Source organism: Streptomyces antnestii, from assembly GCF_004005495.1.
Taxonomy (GTDB): Bacteria; Actinomycetota; Actinomycetes; order Streptomycetales; family Streptomycetaceae; genus Streptomyces; species Streptomyces antnestii.
In genome coordinates this window covers 288,468-312,911 of record NZ_RZYA01000007.1, presented here as the reverse complement: position 1 = coordinate 312,911, position 24,444 = coordinate 288,468, and the positions used below count along the sequence as shown (strand labels likewise).

The following is a 24,444-nucleotide window of genomic DNA, read 5'->3' as shown; positions in this document are numbered from 1 at the left end:
CGTTTAGGTCGCATCGATCCCTCTCGCTGACGACTCGGCGGATGCGGTGATGGCCCTCCTGACCGTGCATCACTGGAGCGACCTGGAAACCGGCATCGGGGAACTCCGCCGCATCGCTCGGCAGCGGATCGTCGTCTTCACCTTCGACCACGATGTCAGCCGCGGTTTCTGGCTGCTGAAGGAGTACCTGCCCGAGGCGGTCGCGGTCGACGACACACGAGCGGTGGCGGTCGACCGCCTGGTCACGCTGTTGGGCGGCGCCCGCGTCGAGACGGTCCCGATCCCGCACGACTGCACCGACGGCTTCCTCGCCGCTTTCTGGCGCCGACCCGAGGCATATCTCGATCCGCAGGTCCGGGCCGGTATCTCGATGTTGGCCCAGACCCGGGATGAAGTCCTCCAGCCGGGATTGGCCCGGCTGTCCGAGGATCTCTCCTGCGGCCGGTGGCACCGACGCCATGCCGACCTGCTCGACCGCGAAGTCCTCGATGTCGGCTACCAGCTTCTCGTGGCCGATCTGTAGAACCAGTAGGAGCGCGAGTGCGAGCGCGATATCGGATCGCGTGGGGCGGCCGCGAGCTGTCAGGCTGCCGTCATGGATCACGCGGAGGTACTGCTCATCGGAGGGCGTGCCGGCGTCGGCAAGACGACGGTGGCCTGGGAGGTTTCGGCACGGCTGCGGGCCGGGGCGGTCCCTCACGCAGTCATCGAGGGAGACTTCATGGGCCAGGTGCATCCGGCCCCGGAGGGGGATCCGCACCGCTCGGAGATCACCGAGAGCAATCTGACTGCCGTATGGGCGAACTTCGCTCAGCGCGGTTACCGCCGCCTGATCTATACGAACACCCTGAGTGTGATGCCCGAGACGACGGGCATGTTCGAGCGCGCCATGGGGGCAGGCGTGCGGATCGTAAGGGTTCTGCTCACTGCCTCTGACGCCACTGCCGGCGAGCGGTTGGCGGGCCGGGAGCTCGGCTCGGAGCTGGAGCGGGAGCTGAAGGCGAGCGCCCGCAAGGCACGGCTCTTGGACGAGCGGGCAACTGCGGACACCGTGCGGGTGGTGACGGACGGGCGGTCGGTCGTGGACATAGCCCGTGAGGTGGTGGCCGCTACCGGCTGGGGTGGCTAGCGCTCCGCAGCGCGCTCATCGAGTGCGGCGCCCCCGACGGCATCTGTAGCCTGCCGACAATGGCTGTACATGTCGGGGGAGTTGACCGTGGAGAACATCCTGCCCGTGGCCATCGGTGCCGCTATCGGTCTCATAGGGGTCTTGTTCGGTTCGTGGTTCACCGCGCGCCGGCATGACCGTATGTGGCTGCGCGAGCAGAAGCTCAAAGCCGGGGTCGGCTTCAACACGGCCGTGACTCAGCTACTGGACTACCTGAAGGAAACACAGCTGGGTGACGACGGTCCCGGAGCCAACGAGTTGGCGATCCGGATGCAGGAGGCACGCTCAGCCCTCTACCTGCTCTGCGCCGACGACACGGTCGACCTTGCCGCTGCTCTCGCGAGCCGGGTCTGGAGCACCCGGCCCACCGAGGGCAGGGACGATCGCAGGGCCGAGTTCCGGGAGACGTTGGACCTCCTGCGTCGTTTCACCCACCAGCTCCGGCAAGAGATAGCCAGGTCGTAGTCTGCGCGCTGTGCCCTGGAGAGAACACGGTGGAGCATCGCGGTGAGTGATCAGGGGCACCCGGTGGGTACGTTGACACCGGGTGCCAGGGCTTCTAGCGTCACGTCCACAGGGTACTAAGCGGTCGCTCACCGAGATGGGTGTGAGGGCCGCACTCTAGGGCGAGGAGACCGAAGAGCATGTCCACCACTGAGCAGCGCGTCGCGATCGTCACCGGTGCCGCACGGGGCATCGGCGCCGCCACCGCCGTACGTCTGGCCGCGGAGGGCCGCGCCGTCGCCGTGATCGACCTCGACGAGGCGGCCTGCAAGGACACCGTCGAGAAGATCACCGACGCCGGCGGCAAGGCCATCGCGGTCGGCTGCGACGTAGCCGACGAGGCACAGGTCGAGGCCGCGGTCGCGCGCATCGCCGAGGAGCTCGGCGCGCCGACGATCCTCGTCAACAACGCGGGCGTGCTCCGCGACAACCTGCTGTTCAAGATGAGCGCCCTGGACTGGGACACCGTCATGAACGTGCACCTGCGCGGCGCGTTCCTGATGTCGAAGGCCGTCCAGAAGCACATGGTGGACGCCAAGTTCGGCCGCATCGTCAACCTGTCGTCGTCCTCGGCGCTCGGTAACCGCGGCCAGGTCAACTACTCGGCCGCCAAGGCCGGCCTCCAGGGCTTCACCAAGACCCTCGCCAAGGAGCTCGGCAAGTTCGGCGTCACCGCGAACGCCGTCGCCCCCGGCTTCATCGTCACCGAGATGACGGCCGCCACCGCCGCCCGCGTCGGCATGGGCTTCGAGGAGTTCCAGGCCGCCGCCGCCACCCAGATCCCCGTCCAGCGCGTGGGCAAGCCCGACGACATCGCCAACGCCATCGCCTTCTTCACGGGCGAGGCGGCCGGCTTTGTCTCCGGCCAGGTCCTGTACGTCGCCGGCGGACCGCTCAACTGAAGCCGGGGAAAACGGACATGACTGCATCTCAGCTCCCGGAGCTCTCCGGCAAGGTCGCCCTCGTCACCGGTGCGAGCCGCGGCATCGGCTACGGCATCGCCGAGGCGCTCGTCGCCCGCGGCGACCGCGTCGTCATCACCGGACGCGGTGAGGACGCCCTCAAGGAGGCCGTCGAGACCCTCGGGTCCGACCGCGCCATCTATGTGGCCGGCAAGGCCCACGACGAGGCCCACCAGGCCGCCGCCGTCGAGCGCACCATGGAGGCGTTCGGCCGCGTCGACTTCCTGGTCAACAACGCCGGTACCAACCCGGTCTTCGGCCCCATCGCCGAGCTCGACCTGAACGTGGCCCGCAAGGTCTTCGAGACCAACGTCGTCTCCGCGCTCGGCTTCGCCCAGCAGACGTGGAAGGCGTGGCAGAGCGAGAACGGCGGGGCGATCGTCAACATCGCCTCCGTCGCGGGCCTCGCCCCGTCCCCGTTCATCGGCGCGTACGGCATCAGCAAGGCGGCGATGATCAACATGACCGTCCAGTTGGCGCACGAGTTCGCGCCAAAGGTGCGGGTCAACGCGATCGCCCCGGCGGTCGTCAAGACCAAGTTCGCCCAGGCCCTCTACGAGGGGCGCGAGGAGGAGGCCGCGGCCGCCTACCCGCTGGCCCGGCTCGGCGTGCCCGCGGACATCGGCGGGGCCGCCGCCTTCCTGACCTCGCAGCAGTCCGACTGGATCACCGGTCAGACCCTCGTGGTGGACGGCGGAATCTTCCTCAATGCGGGCGTCGCCTGACAAAGCCCCGCCGAGGCCGTACCGGACCAACTTCGCCTAAGTGAAGTTCCCCGCGTACGTGACGTACATACGCATCAAGTGCCCCGCCGGAGTGCCTGGTTGGCCCGGCGGGGCACTGCGGTATGGTCTGCCGATCCATGGCATGGCCGATCGAGGAGCGCGCGCGTGTTCAACCGGATCAAGGGCCCCCGTCAGCTGGCGGCGATAACGTGCATATCGCTCCTCTCCGGATGCGGACTGATGTCCTCCGGAAGCTCCGGCGACACGGCGCCGATCGTCGTCGGGACCACCAGCGCGCCGAGCACCCTCGACCCGGCCGCGTCCTGGGACGGCTCCTGGGAGCTGTTCAGGAACGTCTACCAGACCCTCGTCAGCTTCCCCTCCGGCGCCTCCACGCCCACGCCGGACGCCGCCGAGAGCTGCGGGTTCACCGACACCTCCAACCGCGTCTACCACTGCAAGCTGCGCGACGGCATGGCGTTCTCGGACGGTGACAAGCTCGACGCGACGGCGGTCAAGTTCTCCATCGACCGCATCAGCAGGATCGACGTCAAGGGCGGCCCGAAGGGGCTCCTCGGCAGCCTGAAGTCGGTCGAGGTCAAGGGCGACCGGGACATCACCTTCCACCTGAACAAGCCCGACGCGACGTTCCCCTTCGTTCTCGCGACACCGGCGATGTCGATCGTGGACCCGGCCGAATACCCGGCCGACGCCGTCCGCGAGGACGGGAAGGTCAGCGGCTCCGGGCCCTACGCGCTCGGCGCGTACACCGAAGGCGACAAGGCCGAACTCGTAGAGAACACCCACTACAAGGGGTTCGCCGACCGCAAGAACAACGCCGTCACTATCCGGTACTTCAAGGACTCGGCCTCGATGGTCGGCGCCCTGCGCGCGAAGAAGATCGACGCCACGTTCCGCGGTCTCGCCGCGTCGGACGTCGTCGGACTCCAGGGCAAGCAGGCCAAGGACGGCATCCAGCTCGTCGAGGGCGCCGGCATGGAGATCAGCTACCTGGTCTTCAACCCGAAGGACCCCTGGGCCCGCAAGTCCGCCGTCCGCAAGGCCGTCGCCCAGGTCGTCGACCGCGGGGCGATCGCGCACAAGGTCTACCAGGACACCGTCGAGCCGCTCTACTCGATGGTCCCGAGGGGACTGACCGGGCACACCACCGGCTTCTTCGACGACTACGGCGACCCGAGCACGGCCAAGGCGAGGACCATCCTCGCCCGGGCCGGCATCACCACACCCGTACCGCTCACCCTCTGGTACACCACCGACCGCTACGGGTCCGCGACCGGCGCCGAGTTCACCGAGCTGAAGCGCCAGCTGGACGCGTCCGGCCTGTTCCGGGTCACGGTCAAGGGGCGCCCCTGGAAGACGTTCGAGGCCGGGTACCGCAAGGGTGAGTACCCCGTCTTCGGGCGCGGCTGGTTCCCCGACTTCCCGGACGCGGAGAACTTCATCGCGCCCTTCGTCGGCAAGCAGAACGCGCTCGGTACGCCGTACACGTCCCCCGAGATCACCGACCAGCTGCTGCCGCAGTCGCGCCGCGAGAGCGATCGCGCCGCCGTCGTGGGCCAGTTCAGGCGAGCCCAGCAGATCCTCGTCGACGACGTCCGGCTGCTGCCGCTGTGGCAGGGCAAGCAGTACATCGCGGCCAGCGACGAGATCGCCGGCGGCGAGCGGGCCCTCGACCCGTCGACGATCATGATGATGTGGGAGCTGCACCGCAAGACCAGCTGGTAGGCGGGGCGCCGGGGCCCGTTGTCAGTGGCCGCGGGTAGGTTCTTGAGGTGTGAGACGGCCGTGCCCCGCACGGCCGTGAAGTGACCGTACCCCGGAGGTTGTTGACGTGACCGACACCGCGATGCTGCCCGAGTCCTGGCGCGGCGTCCTCGGCGAGGAGCTGCAGAAGCCCTACTTCAAGGAGCTCACCGAGTTCGTCGAGGAGGAGCGCGCGAAGGGTCCCGTCTACCCGCCGCGCGAGGAGGTCTTCGCGGCGCTCGACGCGACCCCGTACGACCGCGTCAAGGTCCTCGTCCTCGGCCAGGACCCGTACCACGGGGAGGGGCAGGGGCACGGTCTGTGCTTCTCCGTGCGGCCCGGCGTGAAGACGCCGCCCTCCCTGCGGAACATCTACAAGGAGATGAAGGAGGAGCTCGGCCACCCGGTCCCGGACAACGGCTACCTGATGCCGTGGGCCGAGCAGGGCGTCCTCCTGCTGAACGCGGTGCTCACGGTCCGGGCCGGCGAGGCCAACTCGCACAAGGGCAAGGGCTGGGAGAAGTTCACGGACGCGGTCATCCGCGCGGTGGCCGACCGGCCCGACCCGGCCGTGTTCGTCCTGTGGGGGAACTACGCGCAGAAGAAGCTCCCCCTGATCGACGAGGAGCGGCACATCGTCGTGAAGGGCGCGCACCCCTCGCCGCTCTCCGCGAAGAAGTTCTTCGGCTCGAAGCCCTTCACGCAGATCGACGAGGCGGTGGCGGCCCAGGGGCACACGCCGATCGACTGGCGCATCCCGGACCTCGGCTGACCACCCCCGACGCCCGCGCCTGACGGGGATTGTCAGCGGCTGCCTATAGCGTCGGAATCGTTATCGGTTTGGACGATCGGCGTACGAACGTGGAGGCCCTGTGGCTGAACAGCGGGAACAGGCGGCGGACGACGCCATGATGACCCGGATCGGACAAGTGGTCATGCTGCATCACGCCGGTGACCGCGAGGAGGCCAGGGGCCGGTATCTCGGCCTGTGGGCCGAGATCGGCGAGGACGGCGACCCGCTCCACCGGTGCACGCTGGCGCACTACATGGCGGACGCCCAGGACGATCCGAACGACGAACTGGCGTGGGACCTGCGGGCCCTGTCCGCCGCCGAGGGCCTGACGGAGAGTCGCCTTGCACGCCACGAGCAGTCGCTCGCGGTCCGCGCGCTCTATCCCTCACTGCATCTCAACCTGGCGGCGGACTACGTGAAGCTGGGCCGCCCCGAGGCGGCCCGCAGCCATCTCACGCGGGCGCGCGCCGTGGTGGGCGCGCTCTCCGACGACGGGTACGGGGACGGCGTCCGGGCCGCCATCGCCCGTCTGGAACAGAAGGTCGCGGGCATGCCGCCCGGAGGGGACGAGAGACCCGACCGCGGCGCGACCGGGGGCGATGCGCTGGGACCGCCCCGGCGGAGCTCCTAGCGCTCACCCGCCGCCGCCCGGTCACCGTCCCGTCGCTGTCCCACGTACTGCATCCCTCCTCCCTTGTCCCTCGTCATCGTCCATAGGTCTCCCGGCAGATGCGGGCCTCGGGGCTGTCCGGGTTCCACTTGCCGTACTGGTGGCCCAGCGCGCACACATCGCCCGGGGCGCCCGGTGCCGCGGGGGGAGCGGTGCGCGGGCGGCGCGGTTCGGGCGCCGCGGGGCGTGCCGCGTGGCCGGCGCCCGACCTGGCGGGTGCCTCGTGGCGCGGTGGCGGTGGCGGGTGGTGTGGCGGACGGGACGGCTCCGGTGCGGGCGGGGCCGACGAGCGAGGCGGCGGAGTCCGGCCCATCCTGTCCAGCGCCTCCCGCACGGGCGCCTGTACGACCTCGGGTTCCGCCCGCCCGTCGGGGCGGGGCGCCGCGGGCAGGGCGGGGGCGGCGGGGGACAGGGCCGGCGGCTCGGGCTGCCGCACGCTCACGCATCCGGCCACCGCGGCGGCCGTGGCCGCCATCGTGAGCAGGAGCGCTGCAGAGGTCGTCGATCGATGCACCCGCGCCACTCTGCTGTGTGCGGAGCGCCGTCGCGGGCCCGTCGGCCGATGATGCCCCGCACGGGTGACGTGCAGGTCAGAAGGCAGACGGGCCGAACAGCGCGCGCAGCCGCCGTATGCTGCCGGGACACAGCGAGTTTGACCGGACACGGCCGGCTCGAGGCGACAGGGAGAAGACGGACGTGAAGGTCGGCTGCATCGGACTCGGAGACATTGCGCAGAAGGCGTATCTGCCGGTGCTCACCACCCAGCCCGGGGTCGAGCTGCACCTGCAGACCCGCACGCCCGCGACGCTCCAGCGGGTCGGCGACGCGCACCACATCCCCGCCGCGCACCGGCACGCGGACCTCGACGCGCTGCTCGCGCAGGGACTCGACGCGGCCTTCGTGCACGCGGCGACCGTGGCCCACCCCGAGATCGTGGCGCGGCTGCTCGAAGCGGGCGTCGCCACCTACGTCGACAAGCCGCTCGCCTACGAACTCGCCGACTCGCAGCGCCTCGTACGGCTCGCCGAGGAGCGGGGCGTCAGCCTCACCGTCGGCTTCAACCGGCGTTACGCCCCCGGCTACACCCAGTGCGCCGACCACCCCCGCGAGCTGATCCTGATGCAGAAGAACCGGATCGGGCTGCCCGAGGACCCGCGCACACTCGTTCTCGACGACTTCATCCACGTCGTGGACACTCTGCGCTATCTCGCGCCGGGGCCGATCGACGACGTGACGGTCCGCGCCCGCGTCGAGGACGGCCTGCTGCACCACGTGGTGCTGCAGCTCGGTGGGGCCGGGTTCACCGCGATCGGCGTCATGAACCGGCTCAGCGGCTCGACCGAGGAGATCCTCGAGGTGTCAGGACAGGACACCAAGCGCCAGGTCGTCAATCTCGCCGAGGTCATCGACCACAAGGGTCAGCCGACGGTGCGCCGCCGCGGCGACTGGGTGCCGGTGGCACGCCAGCGCGGCATCGAGCAGCTGGTCACCGCCTTCCTCGACGCCGTCCGCGCCGGAAAGGTCCTCAGCGCCAGGGACGCTCTGGAGACTCATGTGCTGTGCGAACAGGTCGTACGAGAGGTGCAGCGGTTCGCCGCCTGAACATGCGGACGGCCTCGGCCGTGGCGAGGACGAAGAGCGTCAGGACGGCCGCGTGCACCGGCCAGGCCCCGAACCGCACGTACAGCGTCGTCCCCCGCGCCGTCGGCACCTCGTAGACGTGGGCCGTGCTCGCCGAGGTGCCGAGCCACGGACCGACCCGGGACCCGTCCGGGCCGTACACCGCCGAGACCCCGGTCAGCGTCGCGTGCACCACCGGGCGCCCGGTCTCCGCGGCCCGCAGAGCCGCGAGCGACGCGTGCTGCTGCGGCGCCCAGCTGTGCTGGAACGTCGACGTCGAGGACTGCGCGAGCAGCACCTGCGCCCCGTCGCGCGTCAGGTTCCGCGTCATGTCGGGGAACGCCGTCTCGAAGCAGACGAGCGGGCCGATCCGCAGGCCGTGCTCCCGTGCGGACGGCAGGTTCATCACGACCTGGCGCGTGCCCCTGATCCGGTCCTCGCCGGCCGCCTTGCCGACCGCGGTGGCCCAGCCGAACAGGGGGCGCGCCGGGATGTACTCGCCGAACGGGACGAGCCGCATCTTGTCGTAGCGCTGACCCGTGAGACCGTTCGGGCCCACGAGGACCGAACTCTTGTAGATGCCCTGGGGGCCGGTGGGGGAGGCGCGGCGCGCGTCCACGTTCACCAGGATGTCCGCGCCCACCGCGCGCGAGAGCGCCGCGATCCGGCGCGTCAGGTCCGGCCGCGCGCCCAGGTCGAAGCCGACACTGCTCTCGCCCCAGACCACCAGGTCGACGTGCTGCCCGGCCAGGTCACGCGTCAGGGCCTCCTCGCGGGCGAGGCGCTTGTAGACGCTCGCGGTGCCGCCTATGGGCCCCGGCTGGACGACGGCGACCCGTACCCGGCCGGTCGGGTCGGGGCGCGGTGCCCAGGCCCACGACGCCGTCGTCACCGTCGCGGTCACCAGGAGTCCCGCCACGGCGGGCGTACGGGCGTCACGTGCCACGACGAGGATCGTGACGGCGGTGTTCACCGCCACGACGAGCGCGCTGACCAGCCACACCCCTCCCACCGACGCCACGCGCAGGGCGGGCTCCACCTGCCACTGGCTCGACCCGAGAAGCCCCCACGGGCCGCCGAGCCCCTGCCAGGACCTGACGAGTTCGACCATCAGCCAGGCGGACGGAATCACCACGAGGGCGGCCGCCGCCTTCCCGCGCGAGGGTGTGTCGCCGAGCAGCCACCGCAGGAGCCGGCCCCACGGCGCCCACAGCAGCCCGAGCAGTGCCGCGATCACGATCGTGAACACATGCAGGCTCGGCAGCAGCCAGTGGTGCACGGCCAGCATGAACCCGAGCCCGCCGAGCCAGCCGTCGAGCGTCGCGCGGCGCAGTGTGGGGGCCGAGCGGGCGAGCAGCATCCACGGGACCAGCGCGACATACGCCAGCCACCACAGCGAGGGCGCGGGGAACGCGAGGGCGGGCAGGGCGCCCGCGCACACGGCGGCCGCGCCACGCCACCACGGGGACGCCGCGAGACGGGCGACGGTGGCGGGCGGCGCCCCTGGGTGCGGACCCCTCGTACCCCACGTACTCCACGAGGACGGGGTCGCGGACACCGGGCGGGCCGGCGCAGGGTGCGCGGAGCGCGACCGTCCGTTCCCGCCCGACCCGTCCATGCGCCGCCTCCCTCGTCGTCCGACGCCCGGTACGTGTCTTCAGTGTGCGCTTCGCGGACGATCTCTGACAGTGGGCGTCGGGGCGACCCCTGGTCAGGCCGCGCCGGCCCGCGCGGCGCCCCCGGTGCGGCGCCACTTCTCGTGCACCGTCACCCCGCGCAGCCGCCAGCCCGAGTACGTCCGCACCAGGGCGAAGGCGTACCGGCCGCCGCAGACGAAGTCGGGCGCACCGGAGGCGTCCCCCTCGCCCCCGCCCGCGAACCGCATCGGGTTGATGTAGTCGGCCTGTACTCCGGCCGTGTCACCGGTGTCGTTGTCGTGGCGGCCGAAGCGGAGGCGCCGGTTGACGATCAGGTGCTGGCGCATGGGGAACAGCTCCATCGTGCGGGCCAGCCACTCGGCGATCTCGGCCGCGCCCCCCTCGATGCCCCCGGCCGCCCGGTAGTCGGCGCGCCCGTCCGGGCTGAAGAGCCCGCGGTACGCCGTCCAGTCCCCGTCGTCCACGGACACCGCGTAGTCGGTGATCAGCTCCTCGATGGCTAGCCGGTCCATCACGGTGGCGAGTTCTACGCGCTGGGTCATGCCGGTCAGTGTTGGGCACGGGGACCGCGGATCCAAGAGGCGCGACAGGGGAGAGGGGCGCGGCGTCCGCCGTTGATACCTTCTGGGCATGTCCCGAGCGAGCACCCCGCACCCCGGTCCTGTCACCGCCGACGACGTCGCGCACGCCGTCCGGCTCTCGGTCGCCGTCCTGGGCGGGGCGCCGGACGCCGACTGGGGCGTCAGGGCCGGTTCGCTGGACTGGGACTGCTGGGAGACCGCCGAGCACCTGGCCGACGACCTGTTCGCGTACGCGGCCCAACTCGGCCCGGCCAGGCCGCCGTTGGACACCGAGGTGCCGTTCGACTGGACGCGCCGCAGGCCGGGCGGCCCCGCGAACGTCGTCTTCGCGCGCCGCGAGGCCGGTCCCGCGGGTCTGCTCCAGGTGCTCGACGCGAGCGGGGCCCTGCTCGTCGCGATGGTGCGTACGACGCCGCAGGACACTCGCGCCCACCACGTGTTCGGCCTCTCGGACCCCGCGGGCTTCGCCGCGATGGGCGTCGTGGAGACCCTCGTCCACACACAGGACATCGCCGAGGGCCTCGGCCTGCGCTGGACCCCGCCGGACGCCCTCTGCGCCCGGGCCCTCGCCCGCCTGTTCCCCGACGCACCGCGGGACGGCGCCCCCTGGCGTACGTTGCTGTGGGCGACGGGGCGCGGCGAGCTGCCCGGCAGGGAACGGCTCACGTCGTGGCGCTGGAACGCCGAAGCCGGCTGAACCGGCGCGGGACCGCGGGGACGTCAGGCCGCTTCGACGACGACCTCGGTACGGACCGCGTCCGCCCACTCGGTGACCAGCCGCGCGTACTGTGCGCGCTGATCGGCGGAGAGTCGGCCGCCCGCGCGCAGCCACAACCCGCGGATCTGCTCGTTGACTTCGTCGGCAGACCGCACGGAACCCGAACACTCAAGCGGCGGCATGCGGCAAGGCTAGGGCGAGTCACGCCCGCTGGGAACCCTCAGCGACCGAACATATTCGCCAAGTGATCGAGAACACCGGTGAGTTGGGTCAGCCCGTGGACTGTCCGGCGTGCGGGCTCAGCACGCCCGCCGTCACCAGTGCGATCAGCACGATGCCGAGCAGGATCCGGTAGTAGACGAACGGCATGAAGCTCTTGCTGGAGATGAACTTCATGAACCAAGCGATGACGGCGTAGCCGACGCCGAAGGCGATGATCGTCGCGAGGATGACGGGACCCCACGTGACGTGGCCGTCCTGCCCGGCGTCCTTGAGCTCGAAGACCCCGGAGGCGAGGACCGCGGGGATCGCGAGGAGGAACGAGTAGCGGGCCGCGGCCTCACGCGTGTACCCCATGAGCAGGCCGCCGCTGATGGTGGCGCCGGAGCGGGAGACTCCGGGGATCAGGGCCATGGCCTGGCAGATTCCGTAGATCAGGCCGTCCTTCACGCTCAGTTCCTGGAGGCTCTTGCGCTCCCGGACCGCGCGGTGCCGGCCCCCGGTCTCGTCGCGGGCGGCCAGACGGTCGGCGACGCCGAGGACGACGCCCATCACGATGAGGGTCGTCGCGGTCAGCCGCAGATCGCGGAACGGGCCCTCGATCTGGTCCTTGAACGCGACGCCGAGCACGCCGATGGGTATGGAGCCCACGATCACGAGCCAGCCCATCTGCGCGTCGTGGTCGCCGCGCAGGGCCTTGTTCGTGAGAGACCGGAACCAGGCGGAGATGATCCGCGCGATGTCCTTGCGGAAGTAGATCACCACCGCCGTCTCCGTGCCGAGCTGGGTGATCGCCGTGAAGGCGGCTCCCGGGTCGTGCCAGCCGGCGAAGACGGCGGTCAGCCGCAGATGCGCGCTCGACGAGATGGGAAGGAACTCGGTCAGCCCCTGGACGAGTCCGAGGATGAATGATTCGAACCAAGACATGAAGTTACGCGATCCAAGTGCTGACGTGAGCTGACCGGAGAAGCGGCACGGGGGTGAAGGGGTGCCGCAGTGGGGCAGCGTAGCGCCCTTGGGTGAAGAGAAGACGACAGGGTCTCCTCGTCAGGTGCACATCATCCGGAACGCGCTCTAGGCCGCCGCCGGCCCCGCCGTCGTCCAGCCCGGGGCCTGCGGGTGGGCGCTCAGGTCCTCGTGGTGGACGGGGTCGCCGCACGCGGAGCAGGTCACGACCGGGACCAGTTCGTTGCCGCAGGTGTGCTCGATCACCATCGGGCGGTCGTCGTCGGCGCGCAGATGGCGGTCGCCCCACGCCATGAGGGTCATGAGGACCGGCTCCAGTTCGAGGCCGGCCGTGGTGGGCCGGTACTCGAAGCGCTGCGGGCGCTCCTGGTAGGCGACCTTCCGCAGGATCCCGGCGTCGACGAGGCGGCGCAGGCGCGTCGCCAGGATGTCGCGCGGGGCGCCGATGTTGCGCACCAGCTGGTCGAAGCGTCCGTTGCCGAGACACACCTCACGCAGGACCAGGAGGGAGTACTTCTCGCCCACCACGGCCAGGGTGTCGGCGATCGAGCAGGGGCGCGGGTCCTTGGCAGCGGGCATGCGCACCAGTGTAGGGGAGGGTTTGCTTTTCCAACCGACGGAGCTATGGTGAGTCCAGTTTTCCTACTCACCGGTAATCGCTCACTCGTCATCGGCGCCGGGTACCGACCCGACGGCCAAGGAGGCCCGCACCATGCGTGACGCAGTCATCGTCGAAGCCGTACGCACCCCCGTAGGCAAGGGAAAGCCGAACGGGACACTCGCGCACGTCCACCCCGTCGAGCTCCTCGCCCACACCCTGCGCAGCCTCGTCGAGCGCGCCGGCATCGACCCCGCCGAGGTCGACGACGTCATCGGCGGAACCGTCGACCAGGTCGCCGAACAGGCCATGAACACCACCCGCTACGCCGTCCTGTCGGCGGGCTTCCCCGAATCCGTGCCCGCCACGACCGTCGACCGCCAGTGCGGCTCCTCCCAGCAGGCCGTGCACTTCGCCGCGCAGGGCGTCATCTCCGGCGCCTACGACATGGCGATCGCCGGCGGCGTGGAGTCCATGAGCCGCGTACCGATGTGGTCGAACGTGCCCGCGGGCGCCGACCCGTTCGGGCCCGGCGTCGCCGCGCGCTACCCCGACGGGCTCGTCCCGCAGGGCATCAGCGCCGAGCTGATCGCCGCGAAGTGGTCCCTCACGCGCGAGCGCATGGACGCGTACGCCGTCGACTCGCACCGCAAGGCCGCCGAAGCCTGGGCGGGCGGGCTCTTCGACGCCGAGGTCGCACCCCTCGAAGGCGCCACCCGCGACGAGTCCGTGCGTCCCGGCACCACCGCCGAGATCCTCGCCGGCCTCAAGCCCGCCTACTACGACCCGGCCTTCGGCGAACGCTTCCCGCAGATCGACTGGTCGGTGACCGCGGGCAACGCCAGCCCCGTCAACGACGGCGCCTCCGCCGTCCTCATCACCACGAGCGAGAACGCGGCCCGCCTCGGCCTGCGCCCCCTCGCCCGCCTGCACAGCTTCGCCGTCACCGGCTCCGACCCGCTCCTCATGCTCACCGGTGTCGTCCCCGCCACCGAGAAAGTGCTGCGCAGGGCCGGTCTCGACCTCGGCGACATCGACCTGTTCGAGGTCAACGAGGCGTTCGCGGCCGTCGTCCTCGCCTGGCTCCAGGAGACCGGCGCGGACCCGGCGAAGCTGAACGTGCACGGCGGCGCCATCGCGCTCGGCCACCCGCTCGGCGCGAGCGGCACCCGCCTGATGACCACCCTCGTCCACGCGATGCGGGCCCGGGGCGCGCGCTACGCACTCCAGACGATGTGCGAGGCGGGCGGACTCGCCAACGCGACGATCCTCGAAGCGCTCTGAGCGACCGGGGGTACGTCAGCCGCGCAGGTGGTGACGCTTGCACCACGCGACCACCGCGGCCCCGACCCCCGTCACCGCGATGAACCCCATCGCGACCAGGAACGCGGGAGACGTCGGCGTCGAGGCCCTGGCCCCGGCGACGACGTACGCCGCCGTGTTGGGGACGGAACCGACCGCCGTGGCCAGCAGGAACGGCACCCAGCCCATCCGGGAGACAGCGGCGCAGTAGTTCGCCGCCCAGAACGGCACCCCGGGAAACAGCCGCGCCGCCAGCATCGACCGGAACCCGTGCCGGCTGAGCTGCCCGTCGGCCGCCTTCAGCCAGCGCCCCCTGAGCAGCGGCCGCAGCGCGTCCTGCCCGAGCAGCCGCCCGAGCCCGAACGCGATGCCCGCGCCCAGGACCGTCCCGCCCAGAGAGCTCACCGTGCCGAGCGGGGAACCGAACAGCGCGCCCGCCGCGAGATTCAGCAGCGGCCGCGGGACGAAGGCCACCGTGCACAGTGCGTACGCGACGCCGAACAGGACGACCGCCGCGACGCCGCTCAGCTGGGGCGGCCAGCCGTCCGCGAGGAGGCGCTGGGGCTGGAGCAGCAGCACGGTCACCCCGCCCGCGGCGAGCAGCGCCACCAGCAGGGAAAGCCGTGCCCACGGGGAGAGGAGAGCCCTGGTGCAGCGCACGGAGAGGGCCGTCGGCCGGGCGGCGGCGAGTCCGGCAGGACGGGTCGCGACGGTGTCGGGCATCCGGGGAGACTAACCGACCATCGCGTAAGTTCGCCGTAGGGTGCGTCGCACGAGCGTCACGGTGCCGTGCGGCGCGACCGCCTCGCGCCCCTGTCCGTTCGCGAGGCCCTGTCCGTACGCGAGGCCCTGAAGAACATCGGGCCCTGAACTCCCGTACGCCCCGAGCGAGTACGGGCCACCCCGGGACCTGCGGAAAACCATTCGACGCCCCACGCTCCGTAGGCAATGATCGGCGTCATGTTCCGGTACGCCTTCCCCGCAGCCACGTCCGCAGTCGCGGACGCTGCGAAGGCTGCCGCCTTCCTGGCCGCCGCAGTCGACGGCGCCCGAAGCTGACCCTCTCCGGACATTCCGGCGGACCCCGCAGGGGGAGGGTCGGCAGGCTCCCGGGGGTCCCACTCAGCTTCGAGCTCAAGGAACGAGCCATGCCCAAGACGGCATACGTGCGGACCAAGCCGCACCTCAACATCGGCACCATGGGACACGTCGACCACGGCAAGACCACCCTCACCGCCGCCATCACCAAGGTCCTCGCCGGGCGCGGCGCCGGCACGTTCGTGCCCTTCGACCGCATCGACCGCGCCCCGGAGGAGGCCGCCCGCGGCATCACCATCAACATCGCGCACGTCGAGTACGAGACCGACACCCGCCACTACGCGCACGTCGACATGCCCGGCCACGCCGACTACGTCAAGAACATGGTCACCGGGGCCGCGCAGCTCGACGGGGCGATCCTCGTCGTCTCCGCGCTCGACGGGATCATGCCGCAGACCGCCGAGCACGTCCTGCTCGCCCGGCAGGTCGGCGTCGACCACATCGTCGTAGCCCTCAACAAGGCGGACGCCGGGGACGAGGAGCTCACCGACCTCGTCGAGCTGGAGGTCCGCGAGCTGCTGTCCGCGCACGGGTACGGCGGCGACTCCGTCCCCGTGGTGCGGGTCTCCGGGCTCAAGGCCCTGGAGGGCGACCCCCGTTGGACGGGGGCGATCGACGCGCTGCTCGACGCCGTGGACACGTATGTGCCCATGCCCGAGCGGTACGTGGACGCGCCGTTCCTGCTGCCCGTGGAGAACGTGCTGACCATCACCGGCCGCGGCACGGTCGTCACCGGAGCCGTCGAGCGCGGCCGGGTGCGGGTCGGCGACAAGGTCGAGGTGTTCGGAGCCGACGTCGACACGGTCGTCACGGGCCTGGAGACCTTCGGCAAGCCCATGGACGAGGCGCAGGCCGGGGACAACGTGGCGCTGCTGCTGCGCGGCGTCCCCCGCGACGCGGTCCGCCGCGGCGACGTCGTCGCGGCGCCGGGCAGCGTCAGCCCGAGCCGCCGCTTCACGGCCCAGGTGTACGTCCTGTCGGCGGCCGAGGGCGGCCGCACGACACCGGTCGCGACCGGCTACCGGCCGCAGTTCTACCTGCGGACGGCGGACGTCGTCGGGGACGTCGACCTCGGCGAGGCCGCCGTCGCCCGGCCCGGTGACACCGTCACCATGACGGTCGAGCTCGGCCGCGACATGCCCCTGGAGGCGGGCCTCGGCTTCGCGATCCGCGAGGGCGGGCGCACCGTCGGCGCGGGCACCGTCAGCTCCGTCGGCTGAGCGGATGACCAGAGCTGCCCGCCTCCCGCACCCCGCGGGAGGCGGGCAGCCGCACGTCCGCCACACTGGCGCCGGGCAGCGGAGAGCGGAGGTCTCACGTGACGGGCAGGGCACTCGTGCTCGGGGGCGGCGGCCTCTCGGGCATCGGCTGGACGGCGGGCATCCTGTACGGGCTCGCCGAGGCCGGCGTCGGCCTGTGGGACGCCGACACCGTGATCGGCACCTCCGCGGGCGCCGTCGTCGGGGCACAACTCACGTCGGGCCTACTCACTCCCGAAGGGCTGTACGAGCGTCAACTCGCCGCGCCCCACGGGGAGATCCCCGGTCACCTCAGCCCCGCCGGCACCTTCCGCCACGCCCGCGCCGCGCTCTCCGCCCGTACTCCGGAGGACTTCGGCCGCACGATGGGGCACATCGCGCTCGCCGCGGACACCCCGGACGAGGCGACGCGGCGCGCGGTTATCGAGGGGCGCCTCGTGTCGCACGACTGGCCCGGGCGGCCGCTCCTGGTGACCGCCGTGCGCGCGACGACGGGGGAGTTCCGCGTCTTCGACCGGGACAGCGGCGTCGGCCTGGTCGACGCCGTCGCCGCCAGCTGCGCCGTGCCGGGCGTCTGGCCGCCGGTCACGATCGGGGACGGCCGCTGGATCGACGGAGGCGTCCGCTCCCCGGCCAACGCGCAGCTCGCCGAGGGATACGACCGTGTGGTCGTCGTCGCCCCGGTCGCCACGGGCGGCGGCGCACTCGCATCGGCCCGCTCCCAGGCCGAACGCCTCAGCGCGAGCGGGGCGAGGGTCGCCCTCGTCACCCCCGACCGCACCACCAGAAAGGCGATGGGCCACAACAGCCTGGACCCGTCCTACCGCGCGCCGGCCGCCCGCGCGGGACGGGAACAGGCGGCGGCCCACGCGGCGGAGGTGGCGAGGGTGTGGGGCCGGCTGAGTAAAGGGCGCCGCCGGTGACTGGGGTGGCGTCCCCCGAGCACGGACGCCCGGATCGCGGGGGCAACCGCGTGTGGGCAGAGGGAGAGCGCTGAGCGGCGCCCGCACACCCGGGCGCCCGGCACAATGGACGCGTGGACGAGCCGATACCCGTGACGAGGACCGTCGATCACGGAACCGCCAAGCTGATGCCCGACGTGGACCGGCGCAGGGCCTGGCTGCTCACGGTCGACGGCGCCCCGCAGTCGTACGTCGATCTGGACGCGCCGGACCATCTCGAGTTCGAGTACGCGCGCAGGCTCGGCCATGTCCTCGACTGCGTGGCCGAGCCCGGGCGGCCCCTCGGCGCGCTGCATCTCGGCGGCGGCGCGCTCACCCTGCCCCGCTATGTGGCGGCGACCCGGCCCGGTTCACGCCAGGACGTCGTCGAGGCGGACCGCGCGCTGCTCGCCCTGGTCGCCGAACACCTTCCGGTCCCGGACGGCGCGGGTATCTCCGTACACGGCGCCGACGCCCGCGCCTGGCTGGAGTCGGCCGACGCGGACAGCGCCGACGTGCTCGTGGCGGACGTCTTCGGCGGATCCAGGGTCCCGGCCCACCTGACCACGGAGGCCTACGCCCGCGCGGCGGACCGGGTCCTGCGCCCCACCGGTGTCTACGCGGCGAACCTCGCCGACGGCGCCCCGTTCGCGTTCCTGCGCTCCCAACTCGCCACGTTCTCCGCGGTGTTCGAGCACCTGGCCCTGATCGCGGAGCCCGCCGTGCTGCGGGGCAGGCGCTTCGGGAACACGGTGCTCGTCGCCTCGCACGAGGAGTTCGACACCGAGGCACTGGCCCGGCGCGCCGCGGCCGACGTGTTTCCCGCCCGCGTCGAGCACGGCGCCGCGCTGCGCCGCTTCATCGGCGACGCGAAGCCCGTGGGGGACGAGGACGCCGTGCCGTCACCCGAGCCGCCCGGCGGATCGTTCGGCATCGGCTGAGACGGGCTCCGGCACGGACGCCTTCCCGGCGTCGGCCGGCCGGCGCGTCAGGCGTCGTACGTCCGGTACGAGGAGGACCGCCGCGGTCGACACGGCGACCAGCGCGGCGCACCCCCACAGCGAGGGCGCCCGGCCGAAGGCCGCCTCCGCGGGTCCCGCGAGCGCGGTGGCGACAGGCACCATCGCCACGGAGCCGAACCAGTCGTAGGCGGAGACCCGCGACAGTTTCTCCTCCGGGATCTCCTGGTGCAGCGCGCAACACCTGAGTGAATGTAGCCGCCTCCCACGCTGTTTTGGTCTTCGCTCAGCTGGGGTGCTCATCGCGTGATTCAGCCCGCCCCTTCCCTGGCAACCTGATGCTCCGCTGCCTCAGCCGTAGGTGCTGCGCCAGAGCGTTTGTCAGCCTCGGCACGCAGGTTGCGCACCTGTGGCGCGAGGAGGGCGGTCATGGTCGCCAGGACGACCAGGGATGCACAGCCGGCCAAGGCTCGGCCGGTGCCCACGGCAGCGGCGATGGGTCCGGCGATCAGCAGTCCGAGCGGGGCGAAAGCCAGGGAACCGCGCAGCGAACATGGCTGTGACGATCAGCCATACGGGAGCTTCAGAGCTGAGCAGAGCGATCGGTACGGCGGCCGGATTGGGACGGTTCACCCGCACACGGGCGGCGAGTCCCGCGCCAACGATGGCGCCCAGGGCCTGAGCTGCCACGATGACTGACCATGCCCGTGCCCGGCCAAGATGCTGCGCGGCCGTCAGCGGGGCCAGGACACCGACGTTGGCATTGAGCAACGACCACCGCGTATTGAGCGACGACGGCCCATGACCACTGCCGGGAAGCGAACCTGCGCCAACCCTCGCGCAGGTCGGCCCAGCCCGACGCTCTCTTGCGCGGCCGTGCGACCACCCCAGGCGAGGGAGCCATTGGTGCCCACCCGCAACAGCCCGTTGGCCTGTTGCCAGCGGCCTGCGGACACGACCGGTGACGCAAGGCCGTCCAATGAGACGGTCACCTTCGTCGACGGTCTCTGACGCCGCCCCTCCTCGGTCGAATGAGGCGCATGTTGCCGCACCCGCATGGTGCCCGATATGCCATATTTGCCCGCATAATCTCAGCGAAAGGCACCTTATGAAGATCGCAGTCATCGGCGGTACCGGGCTGATCGGATCGCAGGTCGTCACAGACCTGAATGCCGCCGGGCACGAGGCGGTACCCCACTCGAAGTCCACCGGGGTCGATGTCATCAGCGGCCAGGGACTGGACGAGGCGGTAGCGGGAGCCGACGTCGTCGTCAACCTGACGAACTCCCCGACCTTCGACGAAGCCTCCCCGGTCTTCTTCCAGACCTCGATGGACAACCTCCTGGCCGCGGCCCACAAGGGCGGCGTCGGTCACTTCGTCATTCTCTCGATCGTCGGGGCGGACCAGGTGCCGGAGCTGGACTACTACAAGGCCAAGGTGCTCCAGGAGCAGATCCTCGCGGCCGGGCCGGTCCCCTACTCGATCGTCCGGGCGACGCAGTTCATGGAGTTCATGGACGCCGTCATGTCCTGGACCGCCGACGGCGACACTGTCCGGTTGCCCGCCACGCCGATCCAGCCGATCGCCGCCAAGGACGTGGCCAACGCGGTGGCACAGGTCGCCGCAGGCGCCCCGTTGAACAGCATTCACAACATCGCCGGCCCCGAGATCTTCTCCCTGGACGAGCTGGGCCGCATCACCCTGTCGCACAAGGGCGACAACCGCACGGTCGTCACCGACCCCACCGCCGGCATGTTCGCCGCCGTCAAGGGCGACGTCCTCACCGACGAGCACGCCCACCTCGCCCCCACCCGCTACACCGACTGGCTCTCCTGACCCGCTCGCACCCTCTGAGGTACGCAGACCGCAAAGAGCCACCCCGTCGCCCACCTCGCCAACCGCCCGCCTCGCGCGCCGCCGGGCTCGACGCCTTCCGTATCGGCGGTGCGGCGCGGCTCTCGGGTGGGACTTGCCGTTCGACGTCGCATCTTTCGACCGCAGGTGCACAGCGTTTGGCGCGCCGGTACCAGTGGGCGGACTGGGCTTTCCGTTTTTCTGACCACGAGTGGTCAAACGGAACAGATGAGGGAGGTAGATGATCCTGGACGTCTATGAGGCGGTCACGAGCCGACGAGCGGTTCGCGGATTCACCAGCCGGCAAGTACCGAGGGCAGTGCTGGAGCGCGTGCTCTCCGCCGCGGCCCGGGCGCCGTCCGGATCGAACCTCCAGCCGTGGCGTACCTACGTGCTGATCGGCCGGCCGCTGGCCGAGCTCAAGAGGCGCGCCGGCGAGCGCGTGGCCGCAGGCGACCCCTGGGACGAGCGGGAGTACGAGATGTACCCGGCCGCGCCGAAGTCCCCGTACCACGAGCGCCGATCCGCCTTCGGCCATGAGCGCTACAGCGCACTCGGCGTCGGGCGTGAGGACTGGGAGGCGCGCCAGCGGTCCGCTTCGGCGAACTGGGACTGTTTCGGGCGCCCGCCGCCCTGTTCTGCCTTATCGACCGCGGCCTGGGACGGCCGCAATGGTCCGACGTCGGCATGTATCTGCAGACCGTCATCTGAACGTCGCAGCGAGGCTCGAGGAACGAGCGCAACGCCCCCGCCACGGCGAACGCCACCGCGTCCACGGCGAGCACCCAGCCGGGTCCGATCGCCGCGACCATCGCCCCGCCGAGCGCCGCACCGCCCACGGCCGCGCCGGACATCGCCATCCGGAACAGGGCGAACGCACGGCTCGCCTGCTCCCCGGTGACCGACGACATCAGCATGCCCTCGGCCGCCGGGTTGAAGAAGGCCTGCCCGGTGCCGCCCAGCGCGCTGAGCAGCATCATCTGCCACAGGCTCGGTTCCCCGGTCAGGACGAGCAGCGCGAAGGCGCCCTGCGAGAGGAAGTTGAGGGCGTTCGCCGCGACCATCACATGGTGGCGCGGCAGCCGGTCGGCGACGGCTCCGCCGACAAGCAGGAACAGGACGAGGGTCAGGGTGCGCGAGGCGGCCACGAGCCCGACGTCCCCACCGTCACCGCCCGCGTCCAGGACCGCGAACGCGGACGCGATCAACGCCCCGTGACTGCCGAGCGTCGTCACGAACGCGGCCCCGGCGAGCAGGCCGTAGTTGCGCCCGGCCCAGGCGGGTCTGCGGGGGCGGAGCGGGGATCGGGAGGGGGCGGGGGAGGTCACTGAGGGCTGTCGCCGCAGCGGGCACGACTTGCCAATCGGATTGTTTCCGGTCGGATTGTTTCCGGCGGAGCGGAGACCGCCCGCGCCGGCCGCTGCGGCGATCACGGCTCAGCCCGTGCTCGGGTCTCCCTGGAGGCGTACGGTCTTCAGGATCTTCTGCACCGTGGCGTCGGGGACCTCGTCCTTCACGCCCTTGGCGCCGTAGAACGTCCAGGAGACGAAGTCGCCCTGGGAGTTCTTGAAGGCGAACACGGTGGCCTTGCCCTCCGAGTCGCACTTGCCGGTCTTCGGCACACCGGACGAGTACGTCGTCGCAACGCTGCCCTTGACGCCCGAGTCCGTCGTGAAGTCCTTCGGCTTACCGATCTTGAGGAGCTTCTTCGACGAGTTCTTCTGGTCCGTGTAGCCGCCGAACACCCACCACGCCGAGTCGTTGCGCGCGATGCCCTGGGTGTCCTTGGCGCCGTTCTGCCCCTTCGTGCCGGCGGCGGCGAGGGCGGTGTCGTCGGTCGTCCCGTCCTTGTCGTCGTCGGACGTGCACCACTTTTCCTTGAGGAAGGCGGGCGCCGACATCGTGATGAGGGGCTTCATACCGTCGTCGTTCTTGTCGTCGAAGCCGGTGATCACGCCGTCCGACTTGAGTACCCAGTCCGCCGGAACGTCGAACGCGGTCCCGTACTTGGGGTTCACCACGACCTGCCAGCCGGGGATGGTCGCCTTCGGTGCGTTCGCCGGGTCGCGGGGGTTGTCGTTCCCGCTCGCGGTGGGGCTGGGGTCCTTGGGCGCTGCCTTCGTGGGGGAATGGGACGGCTTGGAGTCCGCCTTGTCCTCCTTGTCGCCCCCGAGGACCAGGAAGCCGGTCACGCCGGCGGCGACCACGACAGCCGCGGCGGCGACGATCGCGGTGATCTTCGTCTTGTTGCCGCCGCCGTTGCCGCTCGGCGGCTGGGGCGCGCCGAGCGGGACGGTGGGAGCGCCCCACTGTCCGGGCGGCTGCTGCCCGGGCTGTTGCTGGTACGGATTGGGCTGCTGGTAGCCCGGCTGCTGATAGGGGTTGGGCTGCTGGTACCCCGGCTGCTGGTACGGGTTCTGGTCCTGCGGGTTCTGCTCGCCCCCGGGCGGCTGCTGTCCTGGCCACATGGCGCACAACAATAGAGGTCCACGCGGGCGCCGGCACCGTCGCCCCGTACCGGACGTGCAACGGTTCGCCGGTGCCCCGTGGCCCGGACCGCGTCTCAGGAGTCGCTGACGTCCACGAGTCGCACGGTGCTGACGATCTTTCGGACGGTCGCGTCGGGCACCTCGTCCTTGACGCCCTTCACCCCGAAGAACGACCAGGACGCGAAGTCGCCCTCGGCGTCCTTGAACGCGAACACGGCTGACTTGCCGTCGGAGGAGCACTTGCCGTGCTTCTTCTCCTTCACGCCCGTGGAGGACGCGGTCACCAGGCTGCCGGTGAGGCCGGACGCGGTGGTGAAGGACTCGGCCGGCTTCGTGGTGATGTTCTTGCGGTCGGGCTGTGTGAAGCCGCCGTAGACCCACGTCGTGGCGTCCTTCGTGGCGGCGTCCTCGGTGCTGGTGGCCCCGTTGTTGCCCCGCGAACCGGTCGCGCCGAGCGAGAACTCCTCCTCGTTGCCGTCCTTGTCGTCGTCGGCGACGCACCACTTCTCTTCGAGGAACGCCGGATTGCTCATGGCGATGAGCGGCTTCTCCTCTGGATCCCCGTCCTTGGATACCCAGTTGACCCAGCCGTTCGACTTCACCTGCCAGGCCGGCGGCACGTCGAAGGCCAGGCCGTGGTCGGCGTTCACCACGGTCCGCCAGCCCGCGACGGTGGGCTCGACGGCGCCCCCCGCGCGCGGGTTCCCGGTCGGGCCCGACGGCGCAGCCGAGGACTTCGTGGGACCGGGGCCGGCGTTGTCGTCCTTCTTGTCCTTGCCGTCCAGGACGAGGAACCCGGTGACAGCGGACGCGACGACGACGGCGGCCGCGGCCACGACCGCGATCAGTGCCGTGCGGCGGCGCTTCGGGGGCTCGGGCGGCGCCGCGGCCGAACTCGCGGGCATCGTCGGCGCGTTCCAGATCTGCTGCCCGGAAGGCTGCTGGTACGGATTCGGCTGCTGCGGTGGGTTCGGCTGTGGGTTCGGCTGACGGTACGGATTCGGTACGCGGCCCTGCGGGTTCTGTTCGCCCCTGGGACCCTGCTCTCCTGGCCACATGCGGAGCAACGATAGGGCCCGCGTCGGAACGAGGATGGCCAAGGTCGCTACTCGTGGGTAACATCACGGGCCATGAGCGCAGACCAGATGTCGATCGGCGAGATGCTCGCCGCCACCGTCCCGATGGCCCGGACCCTGAACCTCGAATTCGTCGAGACCACGGCCGAGAAGGCCGTCGTGGCCCTGCCGGACCAGAGCGACTACCACAACCACGTCGGCGGCCCGCACGCCGGAGCGATGTTCACGCTCGGCGAGTCCGCGAGCGGCGCCATCGTCCTCGCCGCCTTCGGGGACCAGCTGTCGCGGGCCGTGCCGCTCGCCGTGCGCGCCGACATCGCGTACAAGAAGCTCGCCATGGGGCCCGTCACGGCCACCGCCACGCTCGGCCGTCCGGCCGCCGACGTGATCGCGGAACTCGACGCGGGGCAGCGCCCCGAGTTCCCCGTGGCCATCGCCATCCAGCGCGCCGACGGGGCCGTGACCGGCGAGATGACGGTCGTGTGGACCCTGCGCCCCAACAACTGAGCCTTACTTTTC

The 24,444-nt window shown here is 71.2% G+C and carries 25 protein-coding genes and 3 pseudogenes; 17 read left to right on the top strand and 11 right to left on the bottom strand.

The annotated features are described in order from the left end of the window. The first annotated feature begins 16 nt into the window (after positions 1-16). The 8 genes from EOT10_RS17760 to EOT10_RS17725 all read left to right on the top strand — a co-directional run bounded on the left by EOT10_RS17760 (position 17) and on the right by EOT10_RS17725 (position 6,547). The gene (locus tag EOT10_RS17760) at positions 17-523 is read left to right on the top strand and encodes a methyltransferase domain-containing protein (protein WP_127829198.1); all 507 of its coding nucleotides are present in this window, start codon (positions 17-19) and stop codon (positions 521-523) included. A gap of 72 nt (positions 524-595) precedes the next feature. Beyond that, positions 596-1,129 carry an AAA family ATPase gene (locus EOT10_RS17755; protein ID WP_127829197.1) on the top strand — a complete coding sequence of 178 codons (534 nt, stop codon included), beginning with the start codon at positions 596-598 and terminating at the stop codon, positions 1,127-1,129. 87 nt (positions 1,130-1,216) lie between these two features. Next, a complete protein-coding gene (locus EOT10_RS17750) occupies positions 1,217-1,633 on the top strand; it encodes a hypothetical protein (protein ID WP_127829196.1) in 417 nt (138 codons plus the stop codon). A 179-nt stretch (positions 1,634-1,812) separates the two neighbouring features. Continuing rightward, on the top strand, positions 1,813-2,574 hold the full coding sequence (fabG, locus tag EOT10_RS17745) for a 3-oxoacyl-ACP reductase FabG (RefSeq protein ID WP_127829195.1): 762 nt from the start codon (positions 1,813-1,815) through the stop codon (positions 2,572-2,574). A gap of 17 nt (positions 2,575-2,591) precedes the next feature. Beyond that, the gene (locus EOT10_RS17740) at positions 2,592-3,359 is read left to right on the top strand and encodes an SDR family oxidoreductase (RefSeq protein ID WP_127829194.1); all 768 of its coding nucleotides are present in this window, start codon (positions 2,592-2,594) and stop codon (positions 3,357-3,359) included. Positions 3,360-3,524: 165 nt separating this feature from the next. Continuing rightward, positions 3,525-5,105 carry an ABC transporter substrate-binding protein gene (locus EOT10_RS17735; RefSeq protein ID WP_127829193.1) on the top strand — a complete coding sequence of 527 codons (1,581 nt, stop codon included), beginning with the start codon at positions 3,525-3,527 and terminating at the stop codon, positions 5,103-5,105. 106 nt (positions 5,106-5,211) lie between these two features. Next, positions 5,212-5,895, top strand: a complete 684-nt coding sequence (gene ung, locus EOT10_RS17730) for a uracil-DNA glycosylase (protein ID WP_127829192.1) — start codon at positions 5,212-5,214, stop codon at positions 5,893-5,895. Between the two features lie 100 nt (positions 5,896-5,995). After that, on the top strand, positions 5,996-6,547 hold the full coding sequence (locus EOT10_RS17725) for a tetratricopeptide repeat protein (protein ID WP_189491689.1): 552 nt from the start codon (positions 5,996-5,998) through the stop codon (positions 6,545-6,547). Between the two features lie 73 nt (positions 6,548-6,620). Here EOT10_RS17725 and EOT10_RS17720 read toward each other — a convergent pair whose 3' ends face one another. Next, positions 6,621-7,100 (bottom strand): hypothetical protein, encoded by a 480-nt coding sequence (locus EOT10_RS17720; RefSeq protein WP_317617347.1) that lies wholly within the window; start codon positions 7,098-7,100, stop codon positions 6,621-6,623. Positions 7,101-7,282: 182 nt separating this feature from the next. Here EOT10_RS17720 and EOT10_RS17715 point away from each other — a divergent pair, with 182 nt between their 5' ends. Continuing rightward, a complete protein-coding gene (locus EOT10_RS17715) occupies positions 7,283-8,188 on the top strand; it encodes a Gfo/Idh/MocA family protein (protein WP_127829190.1) in 906 nt (301 codons plus the stop codon). Here EOT10_RS17715 and lnt read toward each other — a convergent pair. Both lnt and EOT10_RS17705 read right to left on the bottom strand, forming a co-directional pair. Further along, on the bottom strand, positions 8,112-9,824 hold the full coding sequence (lnt, locus tag EOT10_RS17710) for an apolipoprotein N-acyltransferase (protein ID WP_127829189.1): 1,713 nt from the start codon (positions 9,822-9,824) through the stop codon (positions 8,112-8,114). The genes EOT10_RS17715 and lnt overlap by 77 nt on opposite strands. 93 nt (positions 9,825-9,917) lie before the next feature. After that, entirely contained in the window at positions 9,918-10,406 is a 489-nt protein-coding gene (locus EOT10_RS17705; protein WP_127829188.1) for a nuclear transport factor 2 family protein, read from the bottom strand. Between the two features lie 88 nt (positions 10,407-10,494). Here EOT10_RS17705 and EOT10_RS17700 point away from each other — a divergent pair, with 88 nt between their 5' ends. After that, a complete protein-coding gene (locus EOT10_RS17700; RefSeq protein WP_127829187.1) occupies positions 10,495-11,142 on the top strand; it encodes a maleylpyruvate isomerase mycothiol-dependent enzyme family protein in 648 nt (215 codons plus the stop codon). Positions 11,143-11,165: 23 nt separating this feature from the next. On the opposite strand, the gene EOT10_RS17695 is transcribed toward EOT10_RS17700, so the two are convergent. The 3 genes from EOT10_RS17695 to EOT10_RS17685 form a co-directional block, all read right to left on the bottom strand. Beyond that, on the bottom strand, positions 11,166-11,345 hold the full coding sequence (locus tag EOT10_RS17695) for a hypothetical protein (RefSeq protein WP_127829186.1): 180 nt from the start codon (positions 11,343-11,345) through the stop codon (positions 11,166-11,168). Positions 11,346-11,433: 88 nt separating this feature from the next. Continuing rightward, a complete protein-coding gene (locus tag EOT10_RS17690) occupies positions 11,434-12,309 on the bottom strand; it encodes an undecaprenyl-diphosphate phosphatase (RefSeq protein WP_127829185.1) in 876 nt (291 codons plus the stop codon). A gap of 147 nt (positions 12,310-12,456) precedes the next feature. Next, positions 12,457-12,927, bottom strand: a complete 471-nt coding sequence (locus EOT10_RS17685; RefSeq protein WP_127829184.1) for a winged helix-turn-helix transcriptional regulator — start codon at positions 12,925-12,927, stop codon at positions 12,457-12,459. 133 nt (positions 12,928-13,060) lie between these two features. On the opposite strand from EOT10_RS17685, the gene EOT10_RS17680 reads away from it, so the two are divergent. Further along, positions 13,061-14,230 (top strand): thiolase family protein, encoded by a 1,170-nt coding sequence (locus EOT10_RS17680; protein ID WP_127829183.1) that lies wholly within the window; start codon positions 13,061-13,063, stop codon positions 14,228-14,230. 15 nt (positions 14,231-14,245) lie between these two features. Here EOT10_RS17680 and EOT10_RS17675 read toward each other — a convergent pair whose 3' ends face one another. Then, positions 14,246-14,971: a TVP38/TMEM64 family protein gene (locus tag EOT10_RS17675; protein WP_127829182.1), complete on the bottom strand. Its 726-nt coding sequence runs from the start codon at positions 14,969-14,971 to the stop codon at positions 14,246-14,248. Between the two features lie 425 nt (positions 14,972-15,396). Between EOT10_RS17675 and tuf the strand changes: the two genes are divergently transcribed. From tuf to EOT10_RS17660, 3 genes are all read left to right on the top strand, one after another. Continuing rightward, on the top strand, positions 15,397-16,566 hold the full coding sequence (gene tuf, locus EOT10_RS17670) for an elongation factor Tu (RefSeq protein WP_127829181.1): 1,170 nt from the start codon (positions 15,397-15,399) through the stop codon (positions 16,564-16,566). Between the two features lie 98 nt (positions 16,567-16,664). Continuing rightward, positions 16,665-17,528, top strand: a complete 864-nt coding sequence (locus EOT10_RS17665; RefSeq protein WP_127829180.1) for a patatin-like phospholipase family protein — start codon at positions 16,665-16,667, stop codon at positions 17,526-17,528. A gap of 113 nt (positions 17,529-17,641) precedes the next feature. Then, positions 17,642-18,487: a spermidine synthase gene (locus tag EOT10_RS17660; protein WP_127829179.1), complete on the top strand. Its 846-nt coding sequence runs from the start codon at positions 17,642-17,644 to the stop codon at positions 18,485-18,487. On the opposite strand, the pseudogene EOT10_RS17655 reads toward EOT10_RS17660, so the two are convergent. Further along, positions 18,449-18,742 (bottom strand): annotated as a pseudogene (locus tag EOT10_RS17655) (MFS transporter); the annotation flags it as partial. The gene EOT10_RS17660 and the pseudogene EOT10_RS17655 sit on opposite strands and share 39 nt — an antisense overlap. An 871-nt stretch (positions 18,743-19,613) precedes the next feature. Here EOT10_RS17655 and EOT10_RS17650 point away from each other — a divergent pair. Next, on the top strand, positions 19,614-20,342 hold the full coding sequence (locus EOT10_RS17650; RefSeq protein ID WP_127829178.1) for an SDR family oxidoreductase: 729 nt from the start codon (positions 19,614-19,616) through the stop codon (positions 20,340-20,342). 265 nt (positions 20,343-20,607) lie between these two features. Continuing rightward, a pseudogene (locus EOT10_RS42995) lies at positions 20,608-21,068 on the top strand (nitroreductase family protein); the annotation flags it as partial. A gap of 17 nt (positions 21,069-21,085) precedes the next feature. On the opposite strand, the pseudogene EOT10_RS17640 reads toward EOT10_RS42995, so the two are convergent. The 3 genes and pseudogenes from EOT10_RS17640 to EOT10_RS17630 form a co-directional block, all read right to left on the bottom strand. After that, positions 21,086-21,688, bottom strand: a pseudogene (locus EOT10_RS17640) (MFS transporter); the annotation flags it as partial. 108 nt (positions 21,689-21,796) lie between these two features. Beyond that, positions 21,797-22,828: a DUF8017 domain-containing protein gene (locus EOT10_RS17635; RefSeq protein ID WP_127829177.1), complete on the bottom strand. Its 1,032-nt coding sequence runs from the start codon at positions 22,826-22,828 to the stop codon at positions 21,797-21,799. A 95-nt stretch (positions 22,829-22,923) separates the two neighbouring features. Further along, on the bottom strand, positions 22,924-23,754 hold the full coding sequence (locus EOT10_RS17630) for a DUF8017 domain-containing protein (protein ID WP_317617346.1): 831 nt from the start codon (positions 23,752-23,754) through the stop codon (positions 22,924-22,926). 225 nt (positions 23,755-23,979) lie between these two features. Here EOT10_RS17630 and EOT10_RS17625 point away from each other — a divergent pair, with 225 nt between their 5' ends. Next, positions 23,980-24,432 (top strand): DUF4442 domain-containing protein, encoded by a 453-nt coding sequence (locus tag EOT10_RS17625; RefSeq protein ID WP_223281027.1) that lies wholly within the window; start codon positions 23,980-23,982, stop codon positions 24,430-24,432. Positions 24,433-24,444 lie beyond the last annotated feature (12 nt).

Coding starts and splice junctions, on each gene's coding strand:
- EOT10_RS17755 (WP_127829197.1), top strand. CDS start 596: ATGGATCACGCGGAGGTACTGCTCATCGGAGGGCGTGCCGGCGTCGGC.
- fabG (WP_127829195.1), top strand. CDS start 1,813: ATGTCCACCACTGAGCAGCGCGTCGCGATCGTCACCGGTGCCGCACGG.
- EOT10_RS17740 (WP_127829194.1), top strand. CDS start 2,592: ATGACTGCATCTCAGCTCCCGGAGCTCTCCGGCAAGGTCGCCCTCGTC.
- lnt (WP_127829189.1), bottom strand. CDS start 9,824: ATGGACGGGTCGGGCGGGAACGGACGGTCGCGCTCCGCGCACCCTGCG.
- EOT10_RS17705 (WP_127829188.1), bottom strand. CDS start 10,406: ATGACCCAGCGCGTAGAACTCGCCACCGTGATGGACCGGCTAGCCATC.
- EOT10_RS17700 (WP_127829187.1), top strand. CDS start 10,495: ATGTCCCGAGCGAGCACCCCGCACCCCGGTCCTGTCACCGCCGACGAC.
- EOT10_RS17695 (WP_127829186.1), bottom strand. CDS start 11,345: ATGCCGCCGCTTGAGTGTTCGGGTTCCGTGCGGTCTGCCGACGAAGTC.
- EOT10_RS17690 (WP_127829185.1), bottom strand. CDS start 12,309: ATGTCTTGGTTCGAATCATTCATCCTCGGACTCGTCCAGGGGCTGACC.
- EOT10_RS17685 (WP_127829184.1), bottom strand. CDS start 12,927: ATGCCCGCTGCCAAGGACCCGCGCCCCTGCTCGATCGCCGACACCCTG.
- EOT10_RS17680 (WP_127829183.1), top strand. CDS start 13,061: ATGCGTGACGCAGTCATCGTCGAAGCCGTACGCACCCCCGTAGGCAAG.
- EOT10_RS17675 (WP_127829182.1), bottom strand. CDS start 14,971: ATGCCCGACACCGTCGCGACCCGTCCTGCCGGACTCGCCGCCGCCCGG.
- tuf (WP_127829181.1), top strand. CDS start 15,397: ATGCCCAAGACGGCATACGTGCGGACCAAGCCGCACCTCAACATCGGC.
- EOT10_RS17650 (WP_127829178.1), top strand. CDS start 19,614: ATGAAGATCGCAGTCATCGGCGGTACCGGGCTGATCGGATCGCAGGTC.
- EOT10_RS17635 (WP_127829177.1), bottom strand. CDS start 22,828: ATGTGGCCAGGACAGCAGCCGCCCGGGGGCGAGCAGAACCCGCAGGAC.
- EOT10_RS17630 (WP_317617346.1), bottom strand. CDS start 23,754: ATGCCCGCGAGTTCGGCCGCGGCGCCGCCCGAGCCCCCGAAGCGCCGC.
- EOT10_RS17625 (WP_223281027.1), top strand. CDS start 23,980: ATGAGCGCAGACCAGATGTCGATCGGCGAGATGCTCGCCGCCACCGTC.